This window comes from Caloramator sp. E03, assembly GCF_006016075.1.
Classification (GTDB): Bacteria; Bacillota; Clostridia; order Clostridiales; family Caloramatoraceae; genus Caloramator_B.
Genome location: NZ_CP040093.1, coordinates 2,111,527 through 2,135,242 on the forward strand (window position 1 = coordinate 2,111,527; position 23,716 = coordinate 2,135,242).

The 23,716-nt window shown below is 30.0% G+C and carries 23 protein-coding genes and 1 pseudogene; 20 read left to right on the forward strand and 4 right to left on the reverse strand.

Features of this window, described 5'->3' with window-relative positions:
* The first annotated feature begins 102 nt into the window (after positions 1–102).
* Entirely contained in the window at positions 103–474 is a 372-nt protein-coding gene (locus FDN13_RS10300) for a transcriptional regulator GutM (RefSeq protein WP_138980156.1), read from the forward strand.
* A gap of 238 nt (positions 475–712) precedes the next feature.
* Here FDN13_RS10300 and FDN13_RS10305 read toward each other — a convergent pair.
* A pseudogene (locus FDN13_RS10305) lies at positions 713–1,580 on the reverse strand (DDE-type integrase/transposase/recombinase).
* A 121-nt stretch (positions 1,581–1,701) separates the two neighbouring features.
* Here FDN13_RS10305 and FDN13_RS10310 point away from each other — a divergent pair.
* From FDN13_RS10310 to FDN13_RS10340, 7 genes are all read left to right on the forward strand, one after another.
* Entirely contained in the window at positions 1,702–2,058 is a 357-nt protein-coding gene (locus FDN13_RS10310) for a PTS glucitol/sorbitol transporter subunit IIA (protein WP_138980158.1), read from the forward strand.
* Between the two features lie 270 nt (positions 2,059–2,328).
* A complete protein-coding gene (locus FDN13_RS10315) occupies positions 2,329–2,826 on the forward strand; it encodes a zinc-dependent alcohol dehydrogenase (RefSeq protein WP_138980160.1) in 498 nt (165 codons plus the stop codon).
* A 15-nt stretch (positions 2,827–2,841) separates the two neighbouring features.
* Positions 2,842–3,669: a transketolase gene (locus FDN13_RS10320; protein ID WP_138980162.1), complete on the forward strand. Its 828-nt coding sequence runs from the start codon at positions 2,842–2,844 to the stop codon at positions 3,667–3,669.
* The gene (locus FDN13_RS10325; RefSeq protein WP_371414819.1) at positions 3,656–4,582 is read left to right on the forward strand and encodes a transketolase family protein; all 927 of its coding nucleotides are present in this window, start codon (positions 3,656–3,658) and stop codon (positions 4,580–4,582) included. The genes FDN13_RS10320 and FDN13_RS10325 overlap by 14 nt, the downstream gene beginning before the upstream one ends.
* Positions 4,583–4,618: 36 nt before the next feature.
* A complete protein-coding gene (rpe, locus tag FDN13_RS10330; RefSeq protein ID WP_138980166.1) occupies positions 4,619–5,275 on the forward strand; it encodes a ribulose-phosphate 3-epimerase in 657 nt (218 codons plus the stop codon).
* Positions 5,276–5,288: 13 nt separating this feature from the next.
* The gene (rpiB, locus tag FDN13_RS10335; protein ID WP_138980168.1) at positions 5,289–5,732 is read left to right on the forward strand and encodes a ribose 5-phosphate isomerase B; all 444 of its coding nucleotides are present in this window, start codon (positions 5,289–5,291) and stop codon (positions 5,730–5,732) included.
* Between the two features lie 51 nt (positions 5,733–5,783).
* A complete protein-coding gene (locus tag FDN13_RS10340) occupies positions 5,784–6,482 on the forward strand; it encodes a ribulose-phosphate 3-epimerase (RefSeq protein WP_243120206.1) in 699 nt (232 codons plus the stop codon).
* Positions 6,483–6,533: 51 nt separating this feature from the next.
* On the opposite strand, the gene FDN13_RS14380 is transcribed toward FDN13_RS10340, so the two are convergent.
* On the reverse strand, positions 6,534–6,677 hold the full coding sequence (locus tag FDN13_RS14380; protein ID WP_243120301.1) for a DUF4438 family protein: 144 nt from the start codon (positions 6,675–6,677) through the stop codon (positions 6,534–6,536).
* 552 nt (positions 6,678–7,229) lie between these two features.
* Between FDN13_RS14380 and csx20 the strand changes: the two genes are divergently transcribed.
* The 8 genes from csx20 (at position 7,230) to cas6 (ending at position 15,329) form a co-directional block, all read left to right on the forward strand.
* Positions 7,230–7,607: a CRISPR-associated protein Csx20 gene (gene csx20, locus FDN13_RS10350; RefSeq protein ID WP_138981073.1), complete on the forward strand. Its 378-nt coding sequence runs from the start codon at positions 7,230–7,232 to the stop codon at positions 7,605–7,607.
* A 28-nt stretch (positions 7,608–7,635) separates the two neighbouring features.
* Positions 7,636–8,820, forward strand: coding sequence for a hypothetical protein (locus FDN13_RS10355; protein WP_138980172.1), 1,185 nt, complete (start codon positions 7,636–7,638; stop codon positions 8,818–8,820).
* 139 nt (positions 8,821–8,959) lie between these two features.
* Positions 8,960–11,230: a type III-A CRISPR-associated protein Cas10/Csm1 gene (cas10, locus tag FDN13_RS10360; protein WP_138980174.1), complete on the forward strand. Its 2,271-nt coding sequence runs from the start codon at positions 8,960–8,962 to the stop codon at positions 11,228–11,230.
* A 14-nt stretch (positions 11,231–11,244) separates the two neighbouring features.
* Entirely contained in the window at positions 11,245–11,757 is a 513-nt protein-coding gene (csm2, locus tag FDN13_RS10365; protein WP_138980177.1) for a type III-A CRISPR-associated protein Csm2, read from the forward strand.
* Between the two features lie 14 nt (positions 11,758–11,771).
* Positions 11,772–12,605 carry a type III-A CRISPR-associated RAMP protein Csm3 gene (csm3, locus tag FDN13_RS10370; protein ID WP_138980179.1) on the forward strand — a complete coding sequence of 278 codons (834 nt, stop codon included), beginning with the start codon at positions 11,772–11,774 and terminating at the stop codon, positions 12,603–12,605.
* A gap of 15 nt (positions 12,606–12,620) precedes the next feature.
* The gene (csm4, locus tag FDN13_RS10375; protein ID WP_168190140.1) at positions 12,621–13,538 is read left to right on the forward strand and encodes a type III-A CRISPR-associated RAMP protein Csm4; all 918 of its coding nucleotides are present in this window, start codon (positions 12,621–12,623) and stop codon (positions 13,536–13,538) included.
* A gap of 1 nt (position 13,539) precedes the next feature.
* The gene (gene csm5, locus FDN13_RS10380) at positions 13,540–14,679 is read left to right on the forward strand and encodes a type III-A CRISPR-associated RAMP protein Csm5 (protein ID WP_138980183.1); all 1,140 of its coding nucleotides are present in this window, start codon (positions 13,540–13,542) and stop codon (positions 14,677–14,679) included.
* Entirely contained in the window at positions 14,676–15,329 is a 654-nt protein-coding gene (gene cas6 / locus FDN13_RS10385; RefSeq protein ID WP_138980185.1) for a CRISPR-associated endoribonuclease Cas6, read from the forward strand. The genes csm5 and cas6 overlap by 4 nt, the downstream gene beginning before the upstream one ends.
* A gap of 417 nt (positions 15,330–15,746) precedes the next feature.
* On the opposite strand, the gene FDN13_RS10390 is transcribed toward cas6, so the two are convergent.
* Positions 15,747–17,066, reverse strand: a complete 1,320-nt coding sequence (locus FDN13_RS10390) for an MFS transporter (RefSeq protein ID WP_138980187.1) — start codon at positions 17,064–17,066, stop codon at positions 15,747–15,749.
* Positions 17,067–17,187: 121 nt separating this feature from the next.
* Between FDN13_RS10390 and FDN13_RS10395 the strand changes: the two genes are divergently transcribed.
* Positions 17,188–18,228, forward strand: coding sequence for an IS6 family transposase (locus FDN13_RS10395; protein WP_138979478.1), 1,041 nt, complete (start codon positions 17,188–17,190; stop codon positions 18,226–18,228).
* A 272-nt stretch (positions 18,229–18,500) separates the two neighbouring features.
* On the opposite strand, the gene FDN13_RS10400 is transcribed toward FDN13_RS10395, so the two are convergent.
* Positions 18,501–19,391 (reverse strand): enoyl-CoA hydratase/isomerase family protein, encoded by an 891-nt coding sequence (locus FDN13_RS10400; RefSeq protein WP_168190141.1) that lies wholly within the window; start codon positions 19,389–19,391, stop codon positions 18,501–18,503.
* 374 nt (positions 19,392–19,765) lie between these two features.
* On the opposite strand from FDN13_RS10400, the gene FDN13_RS10405 reads away from it, so the two are divergent.
* From FDN13_RS10405 to FDN13_RS10415, 3 genes are all read left to right on the forward strand, one after another.
* Positions 19,766–21,250, forward strand: a complete 1,485-nt coding sequence (locus FDN13_RS10405; protein WP_138980190.1) for a YjjI family glycine radical enzyme — start codon at positions 19,766–19,768, stop codon at positions 21,248–21,250.
* Positions 21,250–22,089: a YjjW family glycine radical enzyme activase gene (locus FDN13_RS10410; protein WP_138980192.1), complete on the forward strand. Its 840-nt coding sequence runs from the start codon at positions 21,250–21,252 to the stop codon at positions 22,087–22,089. Before FDN13_RS10405 ends, FDN13_RS10410 begins: the two co-directional genes overlap by 1 nt.
* A 325-nt stretch (positions 22,090–22,414) precedes the next feature.
* On the forward strand, positions 22,415–23,323 hold the full coding sequence (locus FDN13_RS10415; protein WP_138980194.1) for a transposase: 909 nt from the start codon (positions 22,415–22,417) through the stop codon (positions 23,321–23,323).
* The last annotated feature ends 393 nt before the right edge of the window (positions 23,324–23,716 follow it).

The following is a 23,716-nucleotide window of genomic DNA, read 5'->3' on the forward strand; positions in this document are numbered from 1 at the left end:
AGAAGTATTTGGTTTTATTATATTTAAAATTACTCAATGGATATATGAAATTAAACTATCATAAATTATAATTAAATTTATTTATTAAAACGGAGGAATAACATGGTAAAATTAATATACATTGCGTTTGCTTTTATGATATTGCAAGGATTATTTGCTTATTTTCAAATTAATAATTATAGAAAAACAGTAGGTAGACTTAAAAATAAGGGGATTATGAGCATAGGGATACAAAAAGGAAAACTGAAGGCAGGAAGAATAGTTATAATTGTGTGTGATGACTACGGTAAAATTATTGAAGCTGAACAAATGTATGGAATAACTACATTTGCAAGATTTAAGAAAATGAAAGAAATTGAAGGAAAAATTATATTTCAATTAAAAGAAAATTTAATATCAGATAAGAAAAAAAATATTGCTTTAATTAATGCAATTGAAAAAATAGAAAATGTTTTGGTTAATAAGCATAATTAGAATATATTATTAATGAATACTAACTAAGATAAGATACAATATTATAATTTGATTGTGTTAAATAAATATGAAAAAATAGCGTAGCTATAAATATATTTACATAAAATTGATCAGACTTTTTATGAAATCCAAATTAATAGATTTTAATAATTAGGGATTTGTAAAAAAGATATGTAAAGGCACATACATAAAACTTAAAAAATATAGGTGTATAAAGAATATACTTTATATTTAAAGCCTAAGCAGACAGAAGCCAGTTATTAATAGAATAGCTTTTTCGTTAACTAAAATTCCAGCAACTTGTGCAGGAGTTAGGTTGTTTAAAGAATAATGAGGTCTTAAAAAAATATAATGAAAAATAAACATTTCTCTTAGAGTATTTGCACTCTCAAATGACTTAAAACCTTAATTGTGTTTATATCAATCTTTAAATGTGTTATTAAAAGCTTCTATCAAGTTGGTGGATATATTATCTTTAAATGATTGAACCTTTACTTAGAAGTATTAAAAATATTTTTAGTAGCAAAATTATATGAGCCAAGTCTATAGGACATAATAACTGATGAACATCCAAATTTACTTGCAGAATTAAACAAAGCAAAAGCTTGAGATGAATCTCTTGATGGAGATAAATTAAAACTAAAAACCATTCTGATTTCTAAATCAATAATAAACCATAGATAATGCTTTATAACATTAATAAATACAAAAGTTTTGTCTGTATGCCATTCATCAGAGTTGCCTAAATCAATATTTTTAGTAAGTCTATTAGCTATACTAAGAAAAACAGGAGCAAATTTTTTGCACCAAGATGCATATTGTATATTATTAGGTTTTGCAACATAAAAAGAATGACCACATTTTTTAAAGTTGCAAGTATAATGAGAGTAGTACTCGTAATTATGGTATAAATAAGTATTATATTTATAAATAAGGCTATGAGGGTATTCTCTCAAGATTTTTATTATCTGAACAATCTTCAAGAGTAAACTGGCATACACATTCTTTACATTGATATTTTTGTTTATCTGCTTTTCTTTACCAAAGCGATAAAGATTATGACTGTAACATTGTGGATATGAAATTTTATTCAATGTTTTGCACATAATTTTATCTTTCCTTCTGAGGTATTTTAGTTTGGGCTATATTAAAGATAACTCTAAGGAGAGATTAAATTAAAATATCATATAACTTAACAAAACTATAAAAATAGGAGGAGTGAATTTTATGAAATACCAGTCCAAAATAACAGGTGTAGGTGAATTTGCATTTGAACTATTAGAAACAAGTGGAGGACTTATAATTTTTGATAATAATGCTCCATCAGAATTGGCAGAAATTTCGGTTTTACATACTAGAGAAAGCTTAAAAGAAGACATAAAAGTTGGAGATAAACTTTATCTTGGTGATCAAGTTTATATAGTTACAGCTATTGGGGAAGAAGCAAATCATACTTTAAGAGAATTAGGGCATTGTACATTAAAATTTTCAGGTAAACCTAGTGTAGAATTGCCAGGAGAAATTGAATTAAAGGGTTATTGTAAGCCCAATATTCAAATTGGAGATATGATAATATTTGAGTAATAAAAAGAATATTAATCTTAAGTTCGACAAGTGTTATGTAAAAAATTATTAATTTATGGTTGGATTTATGACAATAAAGTAGATACAAAAACTCGAAATTTCTATTCAGCAGAATTTTTGATTAAATCTTCAAGTTGATGAGGAGACATATATTGTATATACTACTATTTAATATTTTCTTATTATGCCAAGATTTAATACATTCAAATATATTCAGTCATGCAGTATCAAAATTATAGTAAGTAGCTAAATTAACTTCTTCTTGGTTTAATGGCAGCACAGGTTGCAAAAGCTTGTGGTGCTTATGTAATAATTGCAGGGATAAGCAAGGATATGCCAAGGCTTGAACTTGCTAAAAAGCTTGGAATTGATAGAGCAGTAAATGTACAAGAGGAAGATTTAAAATCAATAGTTAATGATATAACAAACGGTTATGGTGTTGATGTTGTATTAGAGTGCTCTGGTGCAATTCCAGCTGTAGATTCTGCTGTCGATTTACTTAGAAAGAAAGGTATACTTGTGCAAGTTGGAATTTTCGCAAAGTCAAAAAATGAGTTTGATTATGAAAATTTAGTTCAAAAAGAGATTGTTTATATAGGATGCAGAAGCCAAAAACCAAGTTCATGGGATATTGCACTTAATCTTATGGCAAAGAAAAAAGTTGATTTAAAATCATTAGTGTCACACATATATAAATTAGATCAATGGGAAGAAGCTTTTGATAAAGTTATGAAAGGCGAAGGAATAAAAATTGTACTTGAATCGTAAAGGAGTGATTTACTTATGTATTCTGAAGAATTAAAAAAACTTGCTAATAAAATTAGAATTGACGTTATTGATATGATAGCTGAAGCAAAATCAGGACATCCAGGTGGATCCCTTTCATGTGTCGATATATTAACAGTTTTGTATTTTGATAAGATGTATACCGATATTCAAGACCTAAGTAATCCTGATAGGGATAGATTGGTTTTATCAAAGGGACATGCAGCTCCAGCTCTTTATGCTGTACTTGCAAACAGAGGATATTTTGATAGAAGTGAGCTAAAAACATTAAGAAAATATGGCTCAATACTTCAAGGACATCCTGATGTAAACTCTACTCCCGGATTAGATATGACAACAGGATCTTTAGGTCAGGGGCTTTCTGCTGCAAATGGAATTGCAATTGCAGGTAAGCTTGATAATAGAGATTATTATGTATATGTAATTATTGGAGATGGAGAACTTCAAGAAGGACAGATATGGGAAGCAGCAATGACAGCGGCACATTATAAATTAGATAATGTAATTGCATTTATTGATAACAATGGGCTTCAAATAGATGGAACAAATGAAGAAGTCATGAATATATATCCAATCGATGAAAAATTCAAAGCATTTAACTGGAACGTAATCAATATTGATGGACATGATATTGATCAAATAAGAAATGCAATTGATAAGGCAAAAGAGATGAAAGGAAAGCCAACTGCAATAATAGCTAAGACTGTAAAAGGTAAAGGTGTTTCTTTCATGGAAAATCAGGTGAAATGGCATGGGGTGGCACCAAGTAATGAAGAAAAGGAATTAGCAATAAAAGAACTTAAAGGGGGTAGTGACAATGAATAAAGCAACAAGGGATGCCTATGGTGAAGCGCTTGCTGAATTAGCTTTAACTAATAAAAATATTGTAGTTTTAGATGCTGACCTTGGAAAATCAACAAAAAGTTTTGATTTTAAAAAGGTATGCCCAGAAAGATATTTTGACATGGGAATATCAGAGCAGGATATGATAAGTACAGCTGCAGGTTTGGCAATAAGCGGGAAAATACCCTTTGCAAGCACCTTTGCAATATTTGCTGCTGGAAGAGCATTTGAACAAATAAGAAACTCAGTTGCATATCCTAACCTTGATGTAAAAATAGTTGTAACACATGCAGGATTAACTGTTGGAGAGGATGGTGCTACTCACCAAGCAATAGAAGATGTTGCACTTATGAGAAGTATTCCTAATGTAACTGTTATATGCCCAAGTGATGCAGTTGAGACAAAGCAGGTAATCTTTAGTGCTGCAAGGTATGATGGACCTATGTATATTAGATTAGGAAGGCTTTCAGTGCCTATAATTCATGATGAAAATTATAAGTTTGAAATAGGTAAAGGAGAAGTATTAAGAAGAGGCAAGGACGTAACAATTATTGCAATGGGAATAATGGTATCAAAGGCTATTGAAGCTGCTGAAAAGTTAAAAGAAGAAGGAATTGAGGCATCTGTAATTAATATGCCAACAATTAAACCCATTGATAAAGAGCTTATAGTTGAATTTGCAAAGTATACAAATAAAATAGTTACAGTTGAAGAACACAGCATAATTGGAGGATTAGGTTCAGCAGTTGCAGAGGTATTATCAGTTGAATGCCCAACAAGGATGAAAATGATAGGTGTTGAAGATAAGTTTGGACACTCAGGTACACCAGCAGAACTACTAGAACATTATAACCTTACTGTAGAAAATATTGTAAATGTAGCTAAAAGCTTTTAATGGATCATGATTTTAATATAAGAAAAGGTGAATTTTATGAGTATTATATTAAGCCCATCAATTCTTTCAGCAAATTTTTGCAACCTTGAGGCTGATTTAAAAGAATTAGAAAGATGCGGAATAAAGGATATACACATTGATGTGATGGATGGGAATTTTGTTCCTAACATAACATTTGGACCAAGTCAGATTGAATCTATTAGAAAAGTTACAAATATGAATTTTGATGTTCATTTGATGGTTCAAGAACCAATTAGATTTATTAATGACTTTGCTAATGCTGGAGCAGATTCAATTACTGTACATGCTGAAGCTTGTACTCATTTACACAGAACATTAGAAGAAATAAAAAAGAGAAATTTAAATGCAGGAGTTGCACTTAACCCATCAACTGCAATAGATAATATAGAGTATATATTGGATATTGCGGATAAAATACTTGTTATGACCGTAAATCCTGGATTTGGTGGACAAAAATTTATAGAATGCATGATATCTAAGATAGAAAAAGCAAATAGCCTTATAAATCAAAAAAAATCTTCAGCGATTATACAAGTTGATGGTGGGATAAGTAAAAATAATATTTTAAAAGTTATTGAATCAGGTGCTACAGATATTGTAGTTGGAACAGCTGTATTTAATAATCAAAAGATTAAAGAGAACTTATCAGAAATTAAAGCGCTACTAATGTAAAAGAGGTGATTTCATGATAGCTATAGGTTGTGATCATGGGGGCTATAATTTAAAAAATGCTTTAATTGAACACTTTAAGAAAAATAACATTGAGTATATAGATTTTGGATGCTTTTCGCAGGAAAGTGTAGATTATCCTGATTATGCACTTAAAGTTTGTGAAGCTATAGTTAAAGGTGAATGTGATTGTGGAGTTTTATGCTGTGGTACGGGAATTGGAATGTCAATTATGGCAAATAAGGTTAAAGGTATAAGGGCAGCGGTTGTTGAAAATACATTTTCTGCAAGATATACAAAAATGCACAATAATACAAATGTTATTTGTATGGGTGAGAGAGTTATTGGAAGTGGCCTTGCTACAATGTTATTTGACGAATGGTATAATGCAAAATTCGAAGGCGGAAGGCATGAAAATAGGATTAATATAATTAAAGAGTATGAAGAAAAAAATAGATAAATAATAGAAAATACTATTTTGGAATAAAAGTTGGCATAGCTTTTATGAGCTATGCCAAATAAATTATATTTTGAAGGTGATAGTGTGGTTTTACTTGCAGCATCTATTATGTGTGCTAATCAGCTTGAACTAAAGGAAGAACTGATTAGCTTAGAAAAAGCAGGAATTGATATACTTCATTGTGACGTCATGGATGGAGTTTTTGTTAATAATATGGCTATGGGACCTTATGTTTTAGAGCAAATATCAAATTTTACTAAAATACCTCTTGATATACATTTAGCAACAGTAGAGCCTGAAAAATATATAAAACTATTTTTACCAGTAAAACCAAAGTACATATCTTTTCACATTGAAACTACTAAAGATCCATTAAAGATAGTTGAATTACTTAAAAAAAATAATATTGGGGTTTCAGTTGCATTATCTCCTAAAACAGAATTATCAGAAATATTACCAATAATAAAGTTTGTTGATATGGTATTAATAATGACTGTAAATCCTGGCTTTGCAGGGCAAAAGTTTAATTACAGAGTTGTTGAAAAACTTAAAAAGCTAAATAGTATATGTAAGGACATTGGAATAAGCCCAATAATTGAAGTAGATGGCTGTATAAACAAATCAACAATTCCTGATGTTGTAACCAATGGAGCTAATCTATTGGTATTAGGTACATCTGCACTTTTTAAGCCCTATAATGATTATTCAAAAACAGTAAAAGAGATAAAATCCTTGATAGATAAAACTTAAAAACGGTGCCAGGCACCGGAGAATGGAGAAGTTTACATGGTGGTTCTTGGCCTAATCTATGTAGTTAATATAGTTTAAAATATTTGTATTCTCATCAATATAACCTTCTATTAAACTACTTTTACATGTCATTATTGTTGTTATTCCAGGACCATGCCACATCTTTACACAGTCGCTGTGTATGACAACTCCTATGCTTACTGCTCCTTTTAAATATCCTCTTCCGAAAGAATTATCATAATCATTTAAAAAGAACTAAATCCCCAAATCTTAGCTAATCCCCAATTATTAATTTCTTCCATATCCTGTAGGTAACCAGGTAACAACCCATGACTAAGCAATAGCCACAACGAATCCATGAAAAAGTTTGTGGTTTGTCAAAGATGACAGTAACAGGAAGGACGGTTACTTATTATATTAAATAAACATAATATTTTATGGATGTCCCCCTAATTTTGTAGATATTGTGTATGAAATAAGTAACCGTCCCTCAGATTGTCCCTCGTTTTGAACTTTTTTCCTTTTTTGTAAAAGGGCATTTTCACACTAACCATCCCTTCTTACTTTCTTATGCCCTGTAAATGTAGAGGAATAAATTTTTAATAGAGTGTTATAAAAAAATTAATACCATTTATTGTGAATAACATGGTATAATATCTATAAAAAGCAAAAAATTGTAAAGATATTGTTTGATTTTAGCGACTGAAGACCTACAATTATTATCTCGAGGTGATTTTTTTGCCGGATATGTATCTTGTTTTTTCCCATAGTCTTACAAAGGAACAGGAAGAAGATGCAAGAAAGAGCTTAAAAATAGACAAGTTTATATATATGCCTGATGAGCTTAAAAATATATGGGCAAATATAAATCCCTATGGAGAACTTCCCACTGATGATATTCAAAAGATAAAGGATTATCTTTATGATAATGCAAAAAAAGGCGACTTTATTTTGATACAGGGGGACTTTGGAGCAGTATTCAACCTTGTAAAATGGTGCTTTGAAAATGATTTTGTACCTGTATATTCAACTACAAAGAGGGTGCACCAAGAAAAGACTCTAAAAAGCGGACAAGTAGAGAGCAGGAAGATATTTAAACATGTAAATTTCAGAAGATATATTTAATTAATTTAAAAAGAAAAGGGGGTTTAAAATGCCAAAATATACAAAGGTAATAATAACTGGAGGTACATCAGTTTTAAATAAGGGTAATTACTTAGATAAAAAAATACCTGAAATAGTTGAAATAGCACAACAAGCAGATAAAAAAGAGATAGATATTAATAGTGCACTTAATAAATGCATTAATTATAACTACAATATAAATCATGAAGATATGAAAAAAATAAGTGCAGAGTTTTCAATGCTTAATGAATTAAAAAATAATAACTATCTTGATGAAGATTTTAATGTAAGTATAATTCACACAGATACGGTAAGAGGAATTATATCAGCAAATATCAATAAAAAAATAATAGAGAAATATTTTAATACCAGAGTAAAATTAATACAAGCAGATAATATAGATGTAACAGACAATGTAAAGCTTAGAAGAAATTTAGGGGATTTTATGAATAAATTAACATGCGAATTATTATATGCAGGCAATGAATATGCATTTTTTGCTCCAATAGGTGGATATAAGATTATGACATATCTTGCTTATATTGTAGGTTCTTTTTATAGATATGATACAGGGTATCTATATGAAGAAACTCAAAAACTTATAAAAATTCCTCCAGTACCTATTGAAATAAATGTTGAAAGGATTTTATCAAAAAAAGAATTATTAAAAAAGATGATTAATGATGATAATGATATAATAAAATTTTCTGATTTGAATGATAATGATAAAGAATTTATTGAACAAAATTCGTTTTTCTTTGAAATTGTTAATGATGATAATGACAATTTGGTATGTCTTAATGCCTTTGGGAAATTTATTTGTGAAGATTATTTAACTACAAAAAAGCTATTATCCAAGAATGTTATAACTTTATTAGATGATAAAAACTATAAAAACCTTATTGAAAACAATTTATTTAAATTAATCACTATGATTAAAAAATTCTATAAGGATGGTGATAAAGAAAAAGATATTCTTGGAACAATAATGCATAATAAGGATTGGGGAATTAATTTTCCATATTTATATAAGCCTAAATCTAGAACTAATAAAGAAATTTTCAGATGTCTTTGGGACTATGATGTAAATGAAGATGAAATTAAAATATATGAAATATGGTTGGATCATTCAAAGTATGAAAAAGATATGAATTTAATAAAATCAAGAAAAGGATATAATACGGATGTTGAATTAATTGAATTTGAAATATAAAAAATGTAGAGCAGGCTTATGAATTACAAAATAATTACATGTAATTTATAAGCTATTTTTATATAATATATAATTTATAGCAGGAAATTACAAATACACATAGAAATATTAAATAAACTTAAGAAATAAGGGGGATAAGATGAATGAACTTTATGCTGCTGCACTTTTGCATGATATAGGTAAATTTTATATGAGGACGGAGGATAAAGATAGCAAGGACAAAATAAAAAAGGAATATAAAAATATATATGCTGAAGAAAATGCATTTGCACCAAGACATCAGGAGTGGGGAGCAAACTTTTGCGAAAATCTTAACCTTGAAAACAATAATATTATAAGAAACTACATAAGAAACCATCACAAACCTGATAATGTACATGAAAAAATAATAAGCATTGCAGACATGTTATCTGCAGGAGAAAGGCATCCAAGCGATGATGATGACTGTAAAAATATGTATTCTATACTTTCTATTGTAAAATTAGACAAGGAAGCAAAAAGAAAGGTGAAGCCTTTAACAAAACTATCTGATTTTAAAGGTTTATTAGATGAGGAAGAGGAGAATTTAAAGCAGGCTTATAAAAATCTTTGGGATGAATTTAATAATATAATTTCGGGAGAAAAGGATATTGAGAGAATATACTACATATTAAAAGAATATACCTCCAATATTCCATCTGCATATTACTATTCTTCTCCTGACATATCTCTTTTTTCCCATCTTACTACAACAGGGGCAATTGCAGTTTGTCTTTATAAGCAATTTGAAGAGGACATTAAAATAGGAAATTTTGACAATATAAATTCTCTTTACACAAGAGTAAAAGATGACAAAAGCAAAATAAATGATGAGCTGTTTTGTCTTATTAAAGGTGATATTTCAGGGATACAAAGCTTTTTATATAACATAGATATGGACGGGGCTGTTAAAAGTTTAAAAGGAAGATCCTTTTATTTATCATATATTCTTGATATTATTGCCCGTTATATAGTTGAAAAGGAAGGACTAACTTTAAGCAACATATTATACTGTGGAGGAGGGCATTTTTATATACTTGCTCCAGAAAAAAGCTTAAAAAATATTGATAAATATAGAGAAAAAGTTGAGAAAGTATTTTTAAAAGCCCACGGGATAGATGTTACGGTTTTGTTATCCTGTGTTAAATTTGAAGTTTCAAAACTTGCAGACAGTGACTTCTCAGAAGTTTTCGAAAAATCAGGGATAGAACTTGAGAAATTAAAAAATAAAAAATTTAGCAAAGTATTAAACAATGAATTTTTCAAACCTGTAAATCAAAATCATAATGTTTGCCCAAATTGTGGAAGAATACTCAAAAATGATAGATGCAGTTTCTGTGAATCATTTAATACATTAGCTGATAAATTAAATAAATCAAAGTATTTTAATATATGTAAAACTGATGAATACAATGGGGATATAAAAACTGTTGATGATATATTTAAAGCCTTTGGATTTGAACTTTTATTTTCTGACTATATAAATAAAAAGGCCTTTGCCATAAACAAGGAAGATGCAGATTTTAAAAATAATATGGGATACATTAAGACTGCAAAATATGTGTATATGGGAGATGATAATAAAATTGCGAATATTACTCAAGTGGCCGATCTTTCAAAGGGAATAAAAAAGTGGGGGCTTTTAAGAGGGGATGTAGATAATTTAGGAAGGATTTTTAGTGATGGATTAAAAGGTAAAACCAAAAAAGAATCTAACAAATCAATTGCAAGGATATCAACTCTTTCAACTGAACTTGAAATATTCTTTGGATATTTTTTAGAGGAAAAGATAAAAAATAATTATAACGCTTGTACTGTTGTTTATTCTGGAGGGGATGATTTTTTTATACTTGGTCCTTGGAATATGCTTCCTGATGTAGCAAAGAGCATAAGAGATGAATTCAGCTTGTTTTCAGGCGGGAATGAAAATCTTACGATATCAATGGCAATTGAAATAGCTCCCGATGATAAGTTCCCTGTATATAAAGTAGCACAAACTTGCGGTGAAAGCCTTGATAGGGCAAAGGAGTATAAAAGATACGGATACACAAAAAATTCATTAAGTCTTTTTGGAAAAGTAATTGGTTGGGAGGAATTTGATAAATTAAAGGAAGTTAAAGATACTTTATCCGTTATATTACAAAAAGGTGTAACAAGGAATTTATTAAATATTTTATATTGTGCCTGTGAGCAATATAAAAAATCTAAAGAAAAAGAGGAAATATTTAAAATTTGGAGATTTATATATTATATTTCAAGGATTAAAGAGAGAAATAGTAACGCAAAGTTTGAGCTTTCATATTTAATAGATAATATTTTGATGAAAAAAAACAATGAGATATATGACAAGCTTCAATCTGCTGTATCCTGGGCAGATTTTGAAACAAGATAAAAGGAGGTATTATTATGGTTTACGATAGGAATACAAACAAGCCCTATAGCACCACAAATAGCAATATAGGCACAAACAGGAAAAATGGTAATATGCAAAATCAGAACAATACAAATACCAATATAGGTAACAGTCAGAGAAATGAAGAAAATAAAATTAACTTTACAAAAGAAGATGCACAAAAGGTTTTAAATTTGGAGGATAAAGATGGGAAAGAGTTATTCCGATTTGCTGAAGAATTGGGTAAAAAAATTAAAGAGGATGTATCGGTATCACAAATAAGAAAAATTTATTCTGAAATAAAAAAGCTTGAGTATGATGATAAAGGTGATTATAAGTATAAATTAAGGCTTATTAAAGCTCAAATTGGATATACTGCTGGACGTTTTACAAAATTAAGGGATTTAAAAGAATATTTATATCTTTTAATTGATGTAGTATTGGAAGGGAATAAAGAGCATTTAAAAAGATTTAAAGATTTCTTTGAAGCTGTAATTGCTTATCATAGAGCTTATGGTGGAAAGTAAAGGAGGTTTTAAGAATGAAATTTAAAGAGATATCTTTAAAAGGAAAATATATAATTGATGCAAAAATTGAGCTTTTAACAGGGCTTCATGTAGGAACTGCAGGTAACTCTCTTGATATTGGTGGGGTAGACAATCCTGTTATAAAAGATGCAATGGGCAAGCCATATATTCCAGGAAGCAGTTTAAAGGGTAAATTAAGAAGTTTAATGGAATTTTACAATAATAAATTAGTTCCTAATCAGGTAGTATATACTGTAGAGCCAAAGAATGATGACAAAGAAAATAAAGAAAGAGCTAAAAGTGGTATAAGAATGCATCTTTGCAATGATGAAAACTGCGAAGTTTGTAATCTATTTGGAAGAAATCATGGAAACCACAAAGTAATTATAAATAACAATGGAGATACAGATGATTTAAACTTAGAAGATGTTATTCAGCCAACAAGGCTTATTGTAAGAGATGCTTCTTTAGATGAAAGCAGTATTACTAAAGAGATGCAGGATAATATGGACTTTGATTATACTGAAGTTAAATTTGAAAACAATCTTGACAGGATAACCTCTGCTGCAAACCCGAGACAAACCGAGAGGGTTCCAGCAGGTGCAAAATTTAACTGTAGCTTTGTTATAAATGTATATAACGATGATAATGATACGTATTTAAAGGAGTTTTTAACTGCCCTTAAACTTTTAGAAGATGATTATTTAGGTGGACAAGGCAGTAGAGGATACGGACAAGTTAAATTTAAGGATATAGTAATAAGATTTAGAGATGATAACTACTATAAACAGGGACAAGAAGATAAAAAAATGTATGAATATAAAGAACTTAGCGAAGTAAAATTTTAGAATGGGATGGTTATAATGAAAAGATTTAGAATAAAATTAAAGTTTACCTCTCCCCTTCACATAGGCTATAAAGAAGGTGCCTTTAATTTAACTGAAACTATAATTCATTCTGATACTATATTTTCAGGTATAATAAATTGCCATAGCCTCTTATATGGCAAAGATAAAACTGATAATTTGATTAATGAAGCTATTAATGGAAATTTTAAAGTCTCCTCTGCTTTTTATTATATAAATGATGAATATCTTTACCCAAGGCCTGTTGGAATGAATTTTAAAAAGTATGTTGATGACTTTAAAAAAGAGAAAAAGATAAATTATGTTTCAGAAGAAATACTCTTTGGAAATACTAAAGAAGCTTATTTAAAAGATAATATGCTTTTGAAAAAAGACATGAAAAAGAATGTGTATAATGTAAGGGAGAGGCCAAGATCTACATTAGATAGAATAACTAATGCATCTAATATATTTTATACTAGTACCTGTGTTTTTAATGAAGATTGTGGGCTTTGGTTTTTTATGGATGCTAAAGATTATATAATAGAAGAGATTATTTCATCAATTAAACTCCTTGGGGATGAGGGAATAGGAGGAGATAGAACTTACGGATATGGGCAGTTTGAATTTGAACCATTAGAGCATTATATAGAGGATATTAAAGATAAAAATCTTTTATTATCTCTTTGTATTCCAAATGAAAAGGACAAGGTTGAAGATTTAATATTCTACAATATTGTTGAAAGAGGTGGATATATATACTCAAATTATTCTAAAGTAAAAAGGCACAGCCTATTTAGGATGATTCAAGAGGGAAGTATAGTAAAAGGGGATTTTAAAGGATGTATAATTGATGATACCCCTGAAGATTTTAACTACCATAAAGTATATAAATATGGAAGGGCTTTTTTAATCCCTTTAGATTGGGAGGGATAATATGAACTTTAAAATATACGATGCAGAAATTAAAATACTATCTCCAACTACTGTTACATCTGGCTTTGATATTGGAAATTTTGAAGTGGTTTTTGAAAACAATAAAATTCATGTAATTGATATTATGAAAATGATAAAGGAAAATAAAAAGGCTGTAGGGCTTATTGAAACCTTTGATTTTTATAATAATAAAGCTGATTTTACAAGAAGCCTTAAAGAATGTGGCATTGATTATAGGAAATATATTAAATACAGCATAGATGCACAGAATATAAGCTATAATAGAAGTTCTAAAGTTAAGGAGATAATTAAAACAGCTGGGAGGCCCTATATTCCTGGAAGTTCTATAAAAGGAGCTCTAAGAAGTAGTTTAAGCAGAGCATTAAATGAAGAAAGTAGATATATAGAAAGCCTTAATAAAAAGATAAATGAAAAAAAAGATTATGAGGCTAAACATTATGGTAAAAAGATGGATATTTTAAAAATTTGTGATGATATTGCTGAAAAAGAACTATTTAAAGATTCCTATTATTCCCCTTTTAGACTTTTAAAAATAGCTGATACAGATACAAAGGAATATGAAGATTTAAGTATCAGTGAGATTAAAATTTTAAATATATGCAACGATAAGGTTAAATGGTTCAAATGGGGGGGAAATCAGGATAATATAAATATGGGCGTATCCATTCATACTGAAACATTTAAAATAGGTACAAAACTAAATAGCAGGTTTTCTATGGGATTTATAGATTATTATAAAAATAATGATATTGAGCAAATAGAAACAGATTGTGTATTAGATTTTGCTGAAAAGATAAGAAAAGATATGAATGATTATATAAAATGTGAATTGGATTTTTATAAAAAATATGGATTAGAGGAAATCATTAAATTCTATAATAATCTGTTAGGAATGAAACTTAAAGAAAATGAGTTTATTATTCAATTAGGATTTTCAACAGGATATAAGCCAAAGTCGGTTATAAAAAATCTGGATGATGATTTTATAGGTAAATTAATTAATGCAGGAGCAAAAAATATAAAGGGTATGTTTCCTAAGACAAGAAGGCTTGCAGTTTATAATAATAAACCAACCTATCCTATAGGCTGGATTAAGGTTACATTGAAGGAGAGAGTATGAAGGGGATAAGGCTTAGCGTTAATTTTAAATTTAATTCTCCCTTTTTCTTTGAAAATAATTATAAAGATGTTATTAGTAATTTTTTATTAGAAAAAAACTTTAAACATTTTACTTTTTCTGATTTAATATGCAAAAGAAAAAAAGAGCAGCTAGAAGGCTTTTATGCATTAAATGAAGCAAGATTCGATATATCAATGTTTAATGATGAAAGTTTAATTGATTTAATGAATTCTATTGTAACGGAAGGAATAAATTTTAAATACGGGAAGGCAAAGGTTAATTCAGTAGTATTTAAGAATGTTTCATATTTTAATGAAGGTTATCTTTTATCTCCTGTATTAGCTTTAAATAAAAACAAAAGCATCGATTACATAGAAAACCCTGAGCTTTTTAGTGAAACAATAAGAAATAGACTAATTGAAAAATATATTCAAATTTATGGAATATACCCTGAAAATGATTCTTTTATATTTCTCTTTAAAAATAAAATAGAAAAAATATGTAGTAGTGATTTTGTATGCTTTAAATCTAAATTTGAAATGTATGGTTCAAAGGATTTAATTTATACAGCCAATGTCTTAGGAATAGGAAATAATACTGATTTAGGATATGGTATGATATCTCCAGATTTGTATTTTTTTAAGCCGTAATTTGGTGCCAGGCACCGGAGAATGGAGAAAACTGTGATTAGCTATTATGCCAAATACTAGAACAAGGCATATTGAGAATTGAGGAGCACCTAATTAGACTATATAAAGAAAATATAAAAGTATAAAAGGTAAATAAATAAACGATAAAACCTCAGGTATTTGCCTGAGGTTTTATGATATCTTTTTGCATCTATATTATGCAAAATAAGTAACAGCCCATGACTAAAAGTAGCCACAACGAATGCATGAAAAAGTTTGTGGTTTGTCAAAGGTAACAGGAGGTAACAGGAGGGACGGTTACTTATTATATTAAATAAACATAATATTTCATGGATATCCCCCTAATTTTGCAGATATTGTGTATGAAATAAGTAACCGTCCCTCTTTATTCCCTCTTTATTCCTCTTTATTTAAATGCTAACTTATTTCCTTGTTAACTTCTAAATTCATACTATTTGATTTTAATTGGACAGCTACATCTTCTTCAGTTTTAGCAAAAGAAATCATTACAGAGCTTAAAATTGAAAGAACTAAAAATACCATGTAAGCTGTTTCTGTACTTCCTGTTGCACCACGAACTAATCCTAAAACAACAAAAGCTGCAGAACGAATAACGCCCATTATCATGTTTACAACGCTAAAAGCTGTTGCAAAATCATAGCGCCCATAGCATAATGTAGTCATTGATGGAGGGAAATTTCCTGTACCACCTATTCCAATACCAATCATAAAAATTCCTATCATCAGGGTTGTTTTTCCGCCCGGGGCAATTAAAAATGCTATACCAGCTGCATACCAGATTCCAAATACTTGAGAAGCAAATTTTGTTCCCCATTTTTGGTCTATAACGCCCCAAAGATATGAACCTACAACGCCAATTATAGCTGCTATTGACATTGTTAAAATAGCTCTTTCAACTGTAAACCCTCTATTACCTGAAAGATAAGGAATTAATTGAGACATAATACCAACAGTACCCATGCCTGCAAGTCCATAAGCAATACCTAATATCCATATCTTTCCTGATAATAAAGCTTCTAAATATCCTAATCTTGTATTATTGCTAATTGCAGCTTCTGAAGAATCCGAACATTCTATATCTGTTGGTTCATTATCTGGATAAACCCCTGCTTCTTCTGGAGTTACCTTGATAAATAATTGATTTAGTATTCCCAAGACGAATATAATTAAAGCAAAAGTATTTAATGCGTGAATTATGTTTCCATTTTTGTCAATTAGCTTACTAAAAGCTGTTAACAGTGCTGGGATTGTTGCTGAAGCAAAGTTCATACCCATAGTTGTAAAGCCAAGTACAATCCCTTTTTTCTTTGGAAACCAATTTGCTATCATAGCATAGCCACATATTACTGAAAAACAGTTAATGAAAGTAATCATTAATGTTTCCATAATGCCGTACATATAAACATTTATACTATGTGCAAAAAGAAATATTGAAATACTGCTTGCAAACATTGCGATTGTTGTAGCAAGTTTTAATCCCACTTTATTAACTATAAATCCCCAGAAAGATGTTAATATTAAAGCACCGATAGAGGCAGGCGTTGCTATTGAAAGCAATTGATTTTGATTCCATCCCTTTAAGGCGGAAAATCCAGGAACAATTATATTTAGTCCATCTACTGTTAAGCCTGTCATGAAATATACAAGAAGTCCAGAATAAAATATCATGAATATACCTTGTTTTCCAAAATTATATTTAACCTTGTTAGATTTCATATTAACCCTCCACTCTATAGAAATAGTTTTGTTAAGTTATATGATATTTGAATTTCATCTCTCCTTTGAGTTATCTTATATATAGCGAAAAACAAAATACCTCCGAAGGAGAGATGAAATTATGTGCAAGTCATTGAATAAAATTTCATGTCCAAGATGCCATAGTCAAAATCTCTATCGCTTTGGGAAAGACAAAGCAGGTAATCAAAAATATCAATGTAAAGACTGTAGACGTCAGTTTACTCTTGAAGATTATAAGGGTAAGAAAAATCGTGTATTGAGAGGGTATCCTCGTTGTCCTGTTTGTGGTAGTGGTACTTATTTGCACCATGATTATGAGTACTATTCCCATTATACTTGCAACTCTAAAAAATGTGGTCATTCTATTTATGTTGCAAAACCTATTAATATACCCTCTGCATCTTGTGAATTAATTAAAGGAAAGACAGATTTTAAAAGAATGAGATTTCCATTATTTTTAATTCTTACTGCACTTAACCTCTATTATCTAAATGGTTCTTCAACAAGAAGAATATCTCAATTTTTTAAACTAACCTACAATGTCAAAGTTTCTCATGTAACTATTGCATCTTGGTGCAAAAAATTTGCTCCAATTTTTCTAAGTATAGCTAATAAACTTACTGAAAATCTTGATTTAAGTGCATCTGATGAATGGCATGCCGACGAAACTGTCGTTTTTATTAATGGTAAAAAACATTATCTTTGGTTAATTATAGATTCAGAAACCAGAATGGTTCTTGGTTTTAATTTATCTCCTTCAAGAGATGCTTCTCAAGCTTTTTCCTTGTTTAAATCTGCAAGTAAGTTTGGATGTCCATCGGCTATTGTGACCGATAGATTAGGCTCATATAATCTTGCTACTAAAACTATTTTTAATTCTTCAAAACACATAAAAGTTCAATCATTTAAAGATGATATATCCAACAACTTGCTAGAAGCTTTTAATGATACATTTAAAGACTGGTATAAACGTAAAAGAGGTTTTAAATCATTTGAAAGTGCAAACACTCTAATAGCAATGTTTATTTTCCATTATAATTTTTTAAGACCTCACTATTCTTTAAACAATCTAACTCCTGCACAAGTTGCTGGTATTTTAGTTGATGAAAAAAATATTAATAACTGGCTTCTGTCTGCTTAATTCTCAAATAAACCATATATTCTTAACACACCTACATTTTAAGTTTTAAGTAGGTGCCTTCGGCATGCCTTTTTTTGATAAATCCAGTATTATCAAATTTTATTAATTTAGATTACATAAAAAAACTGTGTAATTTTGTGTAATTATACGTGTAGCTACGCTATTTTTTCATATTTACTTAACACAATCATAGAAATAGTTCTGATAAATTATTTAATATTGAGTTTCAATTTATATACGCAGAGCTTTTAAAATCTCTGCGTGTTATATAATTATCTTATTTTTCCTTTTAATGGAGGATCTATCTTTCCTTCTAATCCTAAGTATTTAATCATTGATAATAATTCTGAATGAAGCTCATCTGAGCAGAACATTCCAAACATTTCAGTTCCAAATGCCATATCAAGATCATCTGCAATTCTCTTCTTCCAGCTTCTTTTTACTAATTGAGCTGTAAGTCTTCTTGCAACCCTATTTTGTGCCATAAGCATGTCCGCTATTTCATAAGCACGATCCATTAATCTTTCTCTTGGAACTATTTCTGAAACTAATCCTAATCTAACAAGGTCTTGGGCTGTCATCTTATCTCCAGTCATTAAATACCATGTAGCAAATCTATATGGCATAAGTTGCATGAAGCAGCTATGTATTCCATCACCGGGTACGTTGTTTGTTCCTGGTAACATGTGTGGATCAAGAACAGTAATATCATCAGCTGCAATTGCTAAGTCGCACATAAGTGCTAATTCAGTATGTCCACCTGAACCGCTTAATACACCAAGAGTTGGCACTTCAACATCTTGTATCATAGCAATTATCATTCTTCTTCCATCTACAAACATGTGATTGTATCTTGTTTCACCTGGATCATCTCCTTCTGGAGCCCAGCTTGCAGCCTCAAAGTCTGTAACCCATATATTGCCTGTACCAGTGAAGATTATCATCTCAGTATCACGGTCTGTTCCAAGCATTCTCCACATTTTACCTATTGCGTCATGAAGCTCCATTGACCAGATAAGTGGACCGCCTTTAGTATGCATACGTACAGTAACAACACCATCTTCTCTTCTGTCCATAATAAAGTGTTCTTTGAACATTTCTTTGATCTCTTCAAATGTAGGCCATTTTACATAACTTGTGTTTGTTTCTCTTACATTAGTCATTTTTACTTCCTCCATAAACCTTTAAATTTTATAATATAACCTGACTTACTTTAATTTTGAGTCTTTCTAACATAGTGAGATACAGGTTATAAACGGATCATTGTTAAATTTATCACTATTAAAAGGATGCTTTTAAAGATCATAGCTGCACAACATACTATTAAAAGGTTTATGGCTATTCATTTATCTATTGTAAAATATTTTTAATATTAGAAATATTTAAAATACAAATTCATTATAGAAATTAATTTGTGAATCGTAAAATGCACAAATTGCATATAAAAATTTATTTCTTTTTAACAAGATGGTATTAGTATAGTTTTGTAGACACAATAATTCGATTGGTTTAAAATTATATTAAAGAGGTGATATTAATGAATGGTGTAATTGAAATATTAAGCAATACTAAACTTGACTATAAACAAAAAAGGGCAGCTTTAGCATCTTTTGCAGAGAATTCTCTTCCATACGTTTCTATAAGCGAAAAAGCGAAAAAATATATGGAAGATGGAATTATCTGTAATTTGAATGAAGGAAATGCTCCCTATAGGCCAAGATATATTCTACCTGATTATAAAAAGTATTTTAAAAATGGAAGTGAGTATCTTAATATAAATAAGCCCTCTGATATGTATGATGCTGTAAATGCTCTTCTTATAATATATAATTACGTTCCATCGATTACAGGATATCCTGTATATTTAGGAAATGTAGATGAACTTTTAGAGCCCTATTGCGATACAGTATCTGAGAAAGAGCTTGAAAATCTTCTTAAAATGTTCCTTATAAATATAGACAGAAATTTTCCTGATGCCTTTGTTCACATGAATATAGGGCCAAGAGATACAAAGGTGGGGAGGCTTATTTTAAAACTTGAAGAGAATTTAAAAGATGCAGTCCCAAATCTATCATTAAAGTGTTCTAAGGATACACCAGATGATTTTATAAAGCTTGCAATTAAAACATCCCTTGAAACAGGCAAACCTTATTTTATAAATCATGATGAATTAGTAAAGGTTCTTGGTGAAAATTATGGTATAGCAAGCTGCTATAACGCCCTTAAAATAGGAGGAGGAAGTTTTACTTTAGTCAGAGTTAATCTTAAAGAAGTAGCAAAAATATCGAAAAATTATGATGATTTTATTGAAAGGGTACTTCCAGATGTCTTAAGCTGTCAATGTGAAATAATAAATACAAGGGCAAGGTTTATAGTTGAGACGGCTAAGTTTTTTGAGACATCATTTTTATCGAGGGAAGGACTTATTGATATTAGTAATTTTACTTCGATGGCAGGTATATTTGGTCTATATGAATGTGTTGAGATTTTAAGCGGCGGTTTGAAAATGGGATTTGACGAGATTGCAGATGAAATGGCAGAGAATATAGTAAAAAGAGCATATAAAGTTGTAAAAGAGAAGGAGGGGCTCTATTGCTATGGGTATGACGGCAAAATAGGATTTCACGCTCAATCGGGTATAGACAGCGATATAGATGTTTCAGCAGGGGTTAGAATAAAGGCAGGATGTGAGCCTGAACTATTTAATCAGATAAGGCTTGAAGGAAAACTTCAAAAGTATTTTGATACAGGAGTTAGTGATATATATATATTTGATAGAACTGCAAAGAGCAATATAGAAGGGGTGCTTACGATTATTAAAGGAGCTTTTAAAAATGGAATAAGGGAAATGACAATAAACACTTCAGATTCTGAACTTATAAGGATTACAGGGTATCTTGTAAAAAGAAGCGATATTGAAAAATATGAAAAGGGAGAACCTCTAAGAGAAGGCACTGTTGCACTTGGTGCAGACAGCATAAAAAACTGCAGGATTTTAGATAGAAGGGTAAGAGGTATATAATGGCTTATATAAATAAAATAATACTAAACACATTTATAGATGGACCGGGAAGCAGGATGGCAGTATTTATGCAGGGATGCAATTTAAGATGCTTATACTGCCATAACCCTGAAACATGGAATCTTTGTACCAACTGTGGAGAATGCGTTAAAACATGTATAGCAGGAGCACTTTCTTTTAAAGATGGCAGAGTAATTTACAATAAGGATTTATGTGCTAAATGCGATGTATGCATAAAGATATGCCCGAATAATTCAATGCCAAAGTATCAGGAAATGTCTGCATTTGAAGTTTATAAAATAGCTTATGATAACAGGGATTTCCTTGATGGCATAACCCTTTCGGGAGGAGAGTGCACCCTTCAATATGAATTTATATTAGAACTTTTCAACTTAATAAAGGAAAATACAAGACTTACTACTTTTATAGATACTAATGGATATATGGAATTTGACGTGCTTAAAAAGCTAATTGATGTTACAGACAGTTTTATGTTTGATCTTAAGGCATTAAACAGAGAAAATCATATTAAACTTACAGGATACGATAACGAAAAGATACTTGAAAATCTCGAATATGTATCAGCTAAAGGGCTTTTGTATGAGGTTAGAACAGTATTAGTAGAAGGTTTTAACGATAGCGAAGATGAAATTGAAAAAATATCAAAATATATATATAATCTTAACAATTATACAAAATTTAAACTGATTCCCTTTAGACCCTTAGGAGTTAAGGGTAAGCTGTCTAATATGGAGCCCTTTGATAAAGAAAAGTTTAAATATCTTTATGATATTTCAAAAAGCATATTAGGCGAAAGGCTTATATTAAAGGATGGTTAATTATTTTTCATACTATTTTTTCTTTTGTTTTTTAAGAATAGTGTTTTTAGTTTTGTAGTTTTGGTAGTTTTGGGACGGTTAGTGTGAAAATGTCCATTTACAAAAGAGAAAAAAAGTTCAAATTAAGGAACGGTTACTTATTTCATACACAATATCTGCAAAATCAGGGGGACATGTATAAAATATTATGTCTATTATTTAATATTTAAGGGACGGTTACTTATTCTCCTGCTATATTTACAATTTGATGAATAATACGAATAGAACCACCTCCTACTTGGAAAAATAATACTAAAAATATAATCTAAGTCGGAGGTGTTTTGTTATGCCAAGAATGGCAAGAATGAAGTCCTTTGATTGCATCTATCATGTTATGGTTAAAAGCATTGTTGAGGCCCCTCTCTTTAAAGACGATGATGATAAAATAAAGTTTATGGAATTTGTTAAAAAATCTCAGGAACAGTTCGAGTTTAAAGTTTATTCCTACTGTCTTATGGATAACCACGCCCACTTCATAATAGACGCAAATGGTGCGGACATATCGAAGATAATGCACTTTATCAACTACAAATATGCAATCTATTACAACAAAAGGCACCAAAGAATAGGGCACCTTTTCCACGATAGATTTAAAAGCCTTATAGTTGATAATGACAGATATCTTTTTGCCTTAACAGCCTACGTTCACTTTAACGCAACAGATATAAAGGGTTATGAAACAAACCCACAGGATTATCGTTTTTCATCCTTAGGGATATTCTTAGCAGAAAAGAAAGATGAGTTTGAACTTATAGATGACAGCTTTATACTTTCAATGTTTAGTCTTAAGGAAGCAGCTGCACGAGCAATGTATCGAGATTTCATATTTAAAGTAAAAAGTGTAATTGATGCAAAGAAGCAGGAGTTTAAAAATGAGCCTACAGAATATAGGAGTATGAGAAGGGTACTTGTAAGGGACTTATCCCCTGAGAAGATAATAGAGATAATATCAGAAAGGTTTAATATAGACAAATTAATGCTTAAGATAAAAAGGGCAAAGGGAGCGAAGGAGGCAAAGGCGATACTGTGCTTTGTATTAAGAAAGTTTTGTGATTTAAAATGCTCTGATATATGTAAGATACTTGGCAGCATAGGGCAAGCGAACGTATCGAGGCTATGCTCTTTAGGGGCTGAACTTATAAAGGAGGAGAGGTATAGGGGAATAGCGGAGGAGATACTGGCTGTAGGCGTATGAGTGTTTAATGTTAATTAAATGATAAGTAATAATTTTAAAAAGCATGATTCCCAGAGGAAAATGAAGAAAAAAGATGTACAAGCTATGATGAAACGCTAAAAATCAAATCAACATAATATAAAAAAGAATAGATTAACATTACAAAATTAGTAAAGGGTTTATTATATTAAAATTATATTTCAGTTTATTAATGCGTGCTGAATTTTAGATGATATAAATAGAGAAATCATTTTGTAGTTGTTTGCTAGTTTTTACATAATAAGTAACTGTCCCAGCTTACTCAACTTATCCCCAACTTTCCCAACTTTCATCGGCTAGATTTCCAATTTCTTATTTTCTACATAATAAGTAACAGGTCATGACTAAAAGTAGCCACAACGACGGAATGAAAAA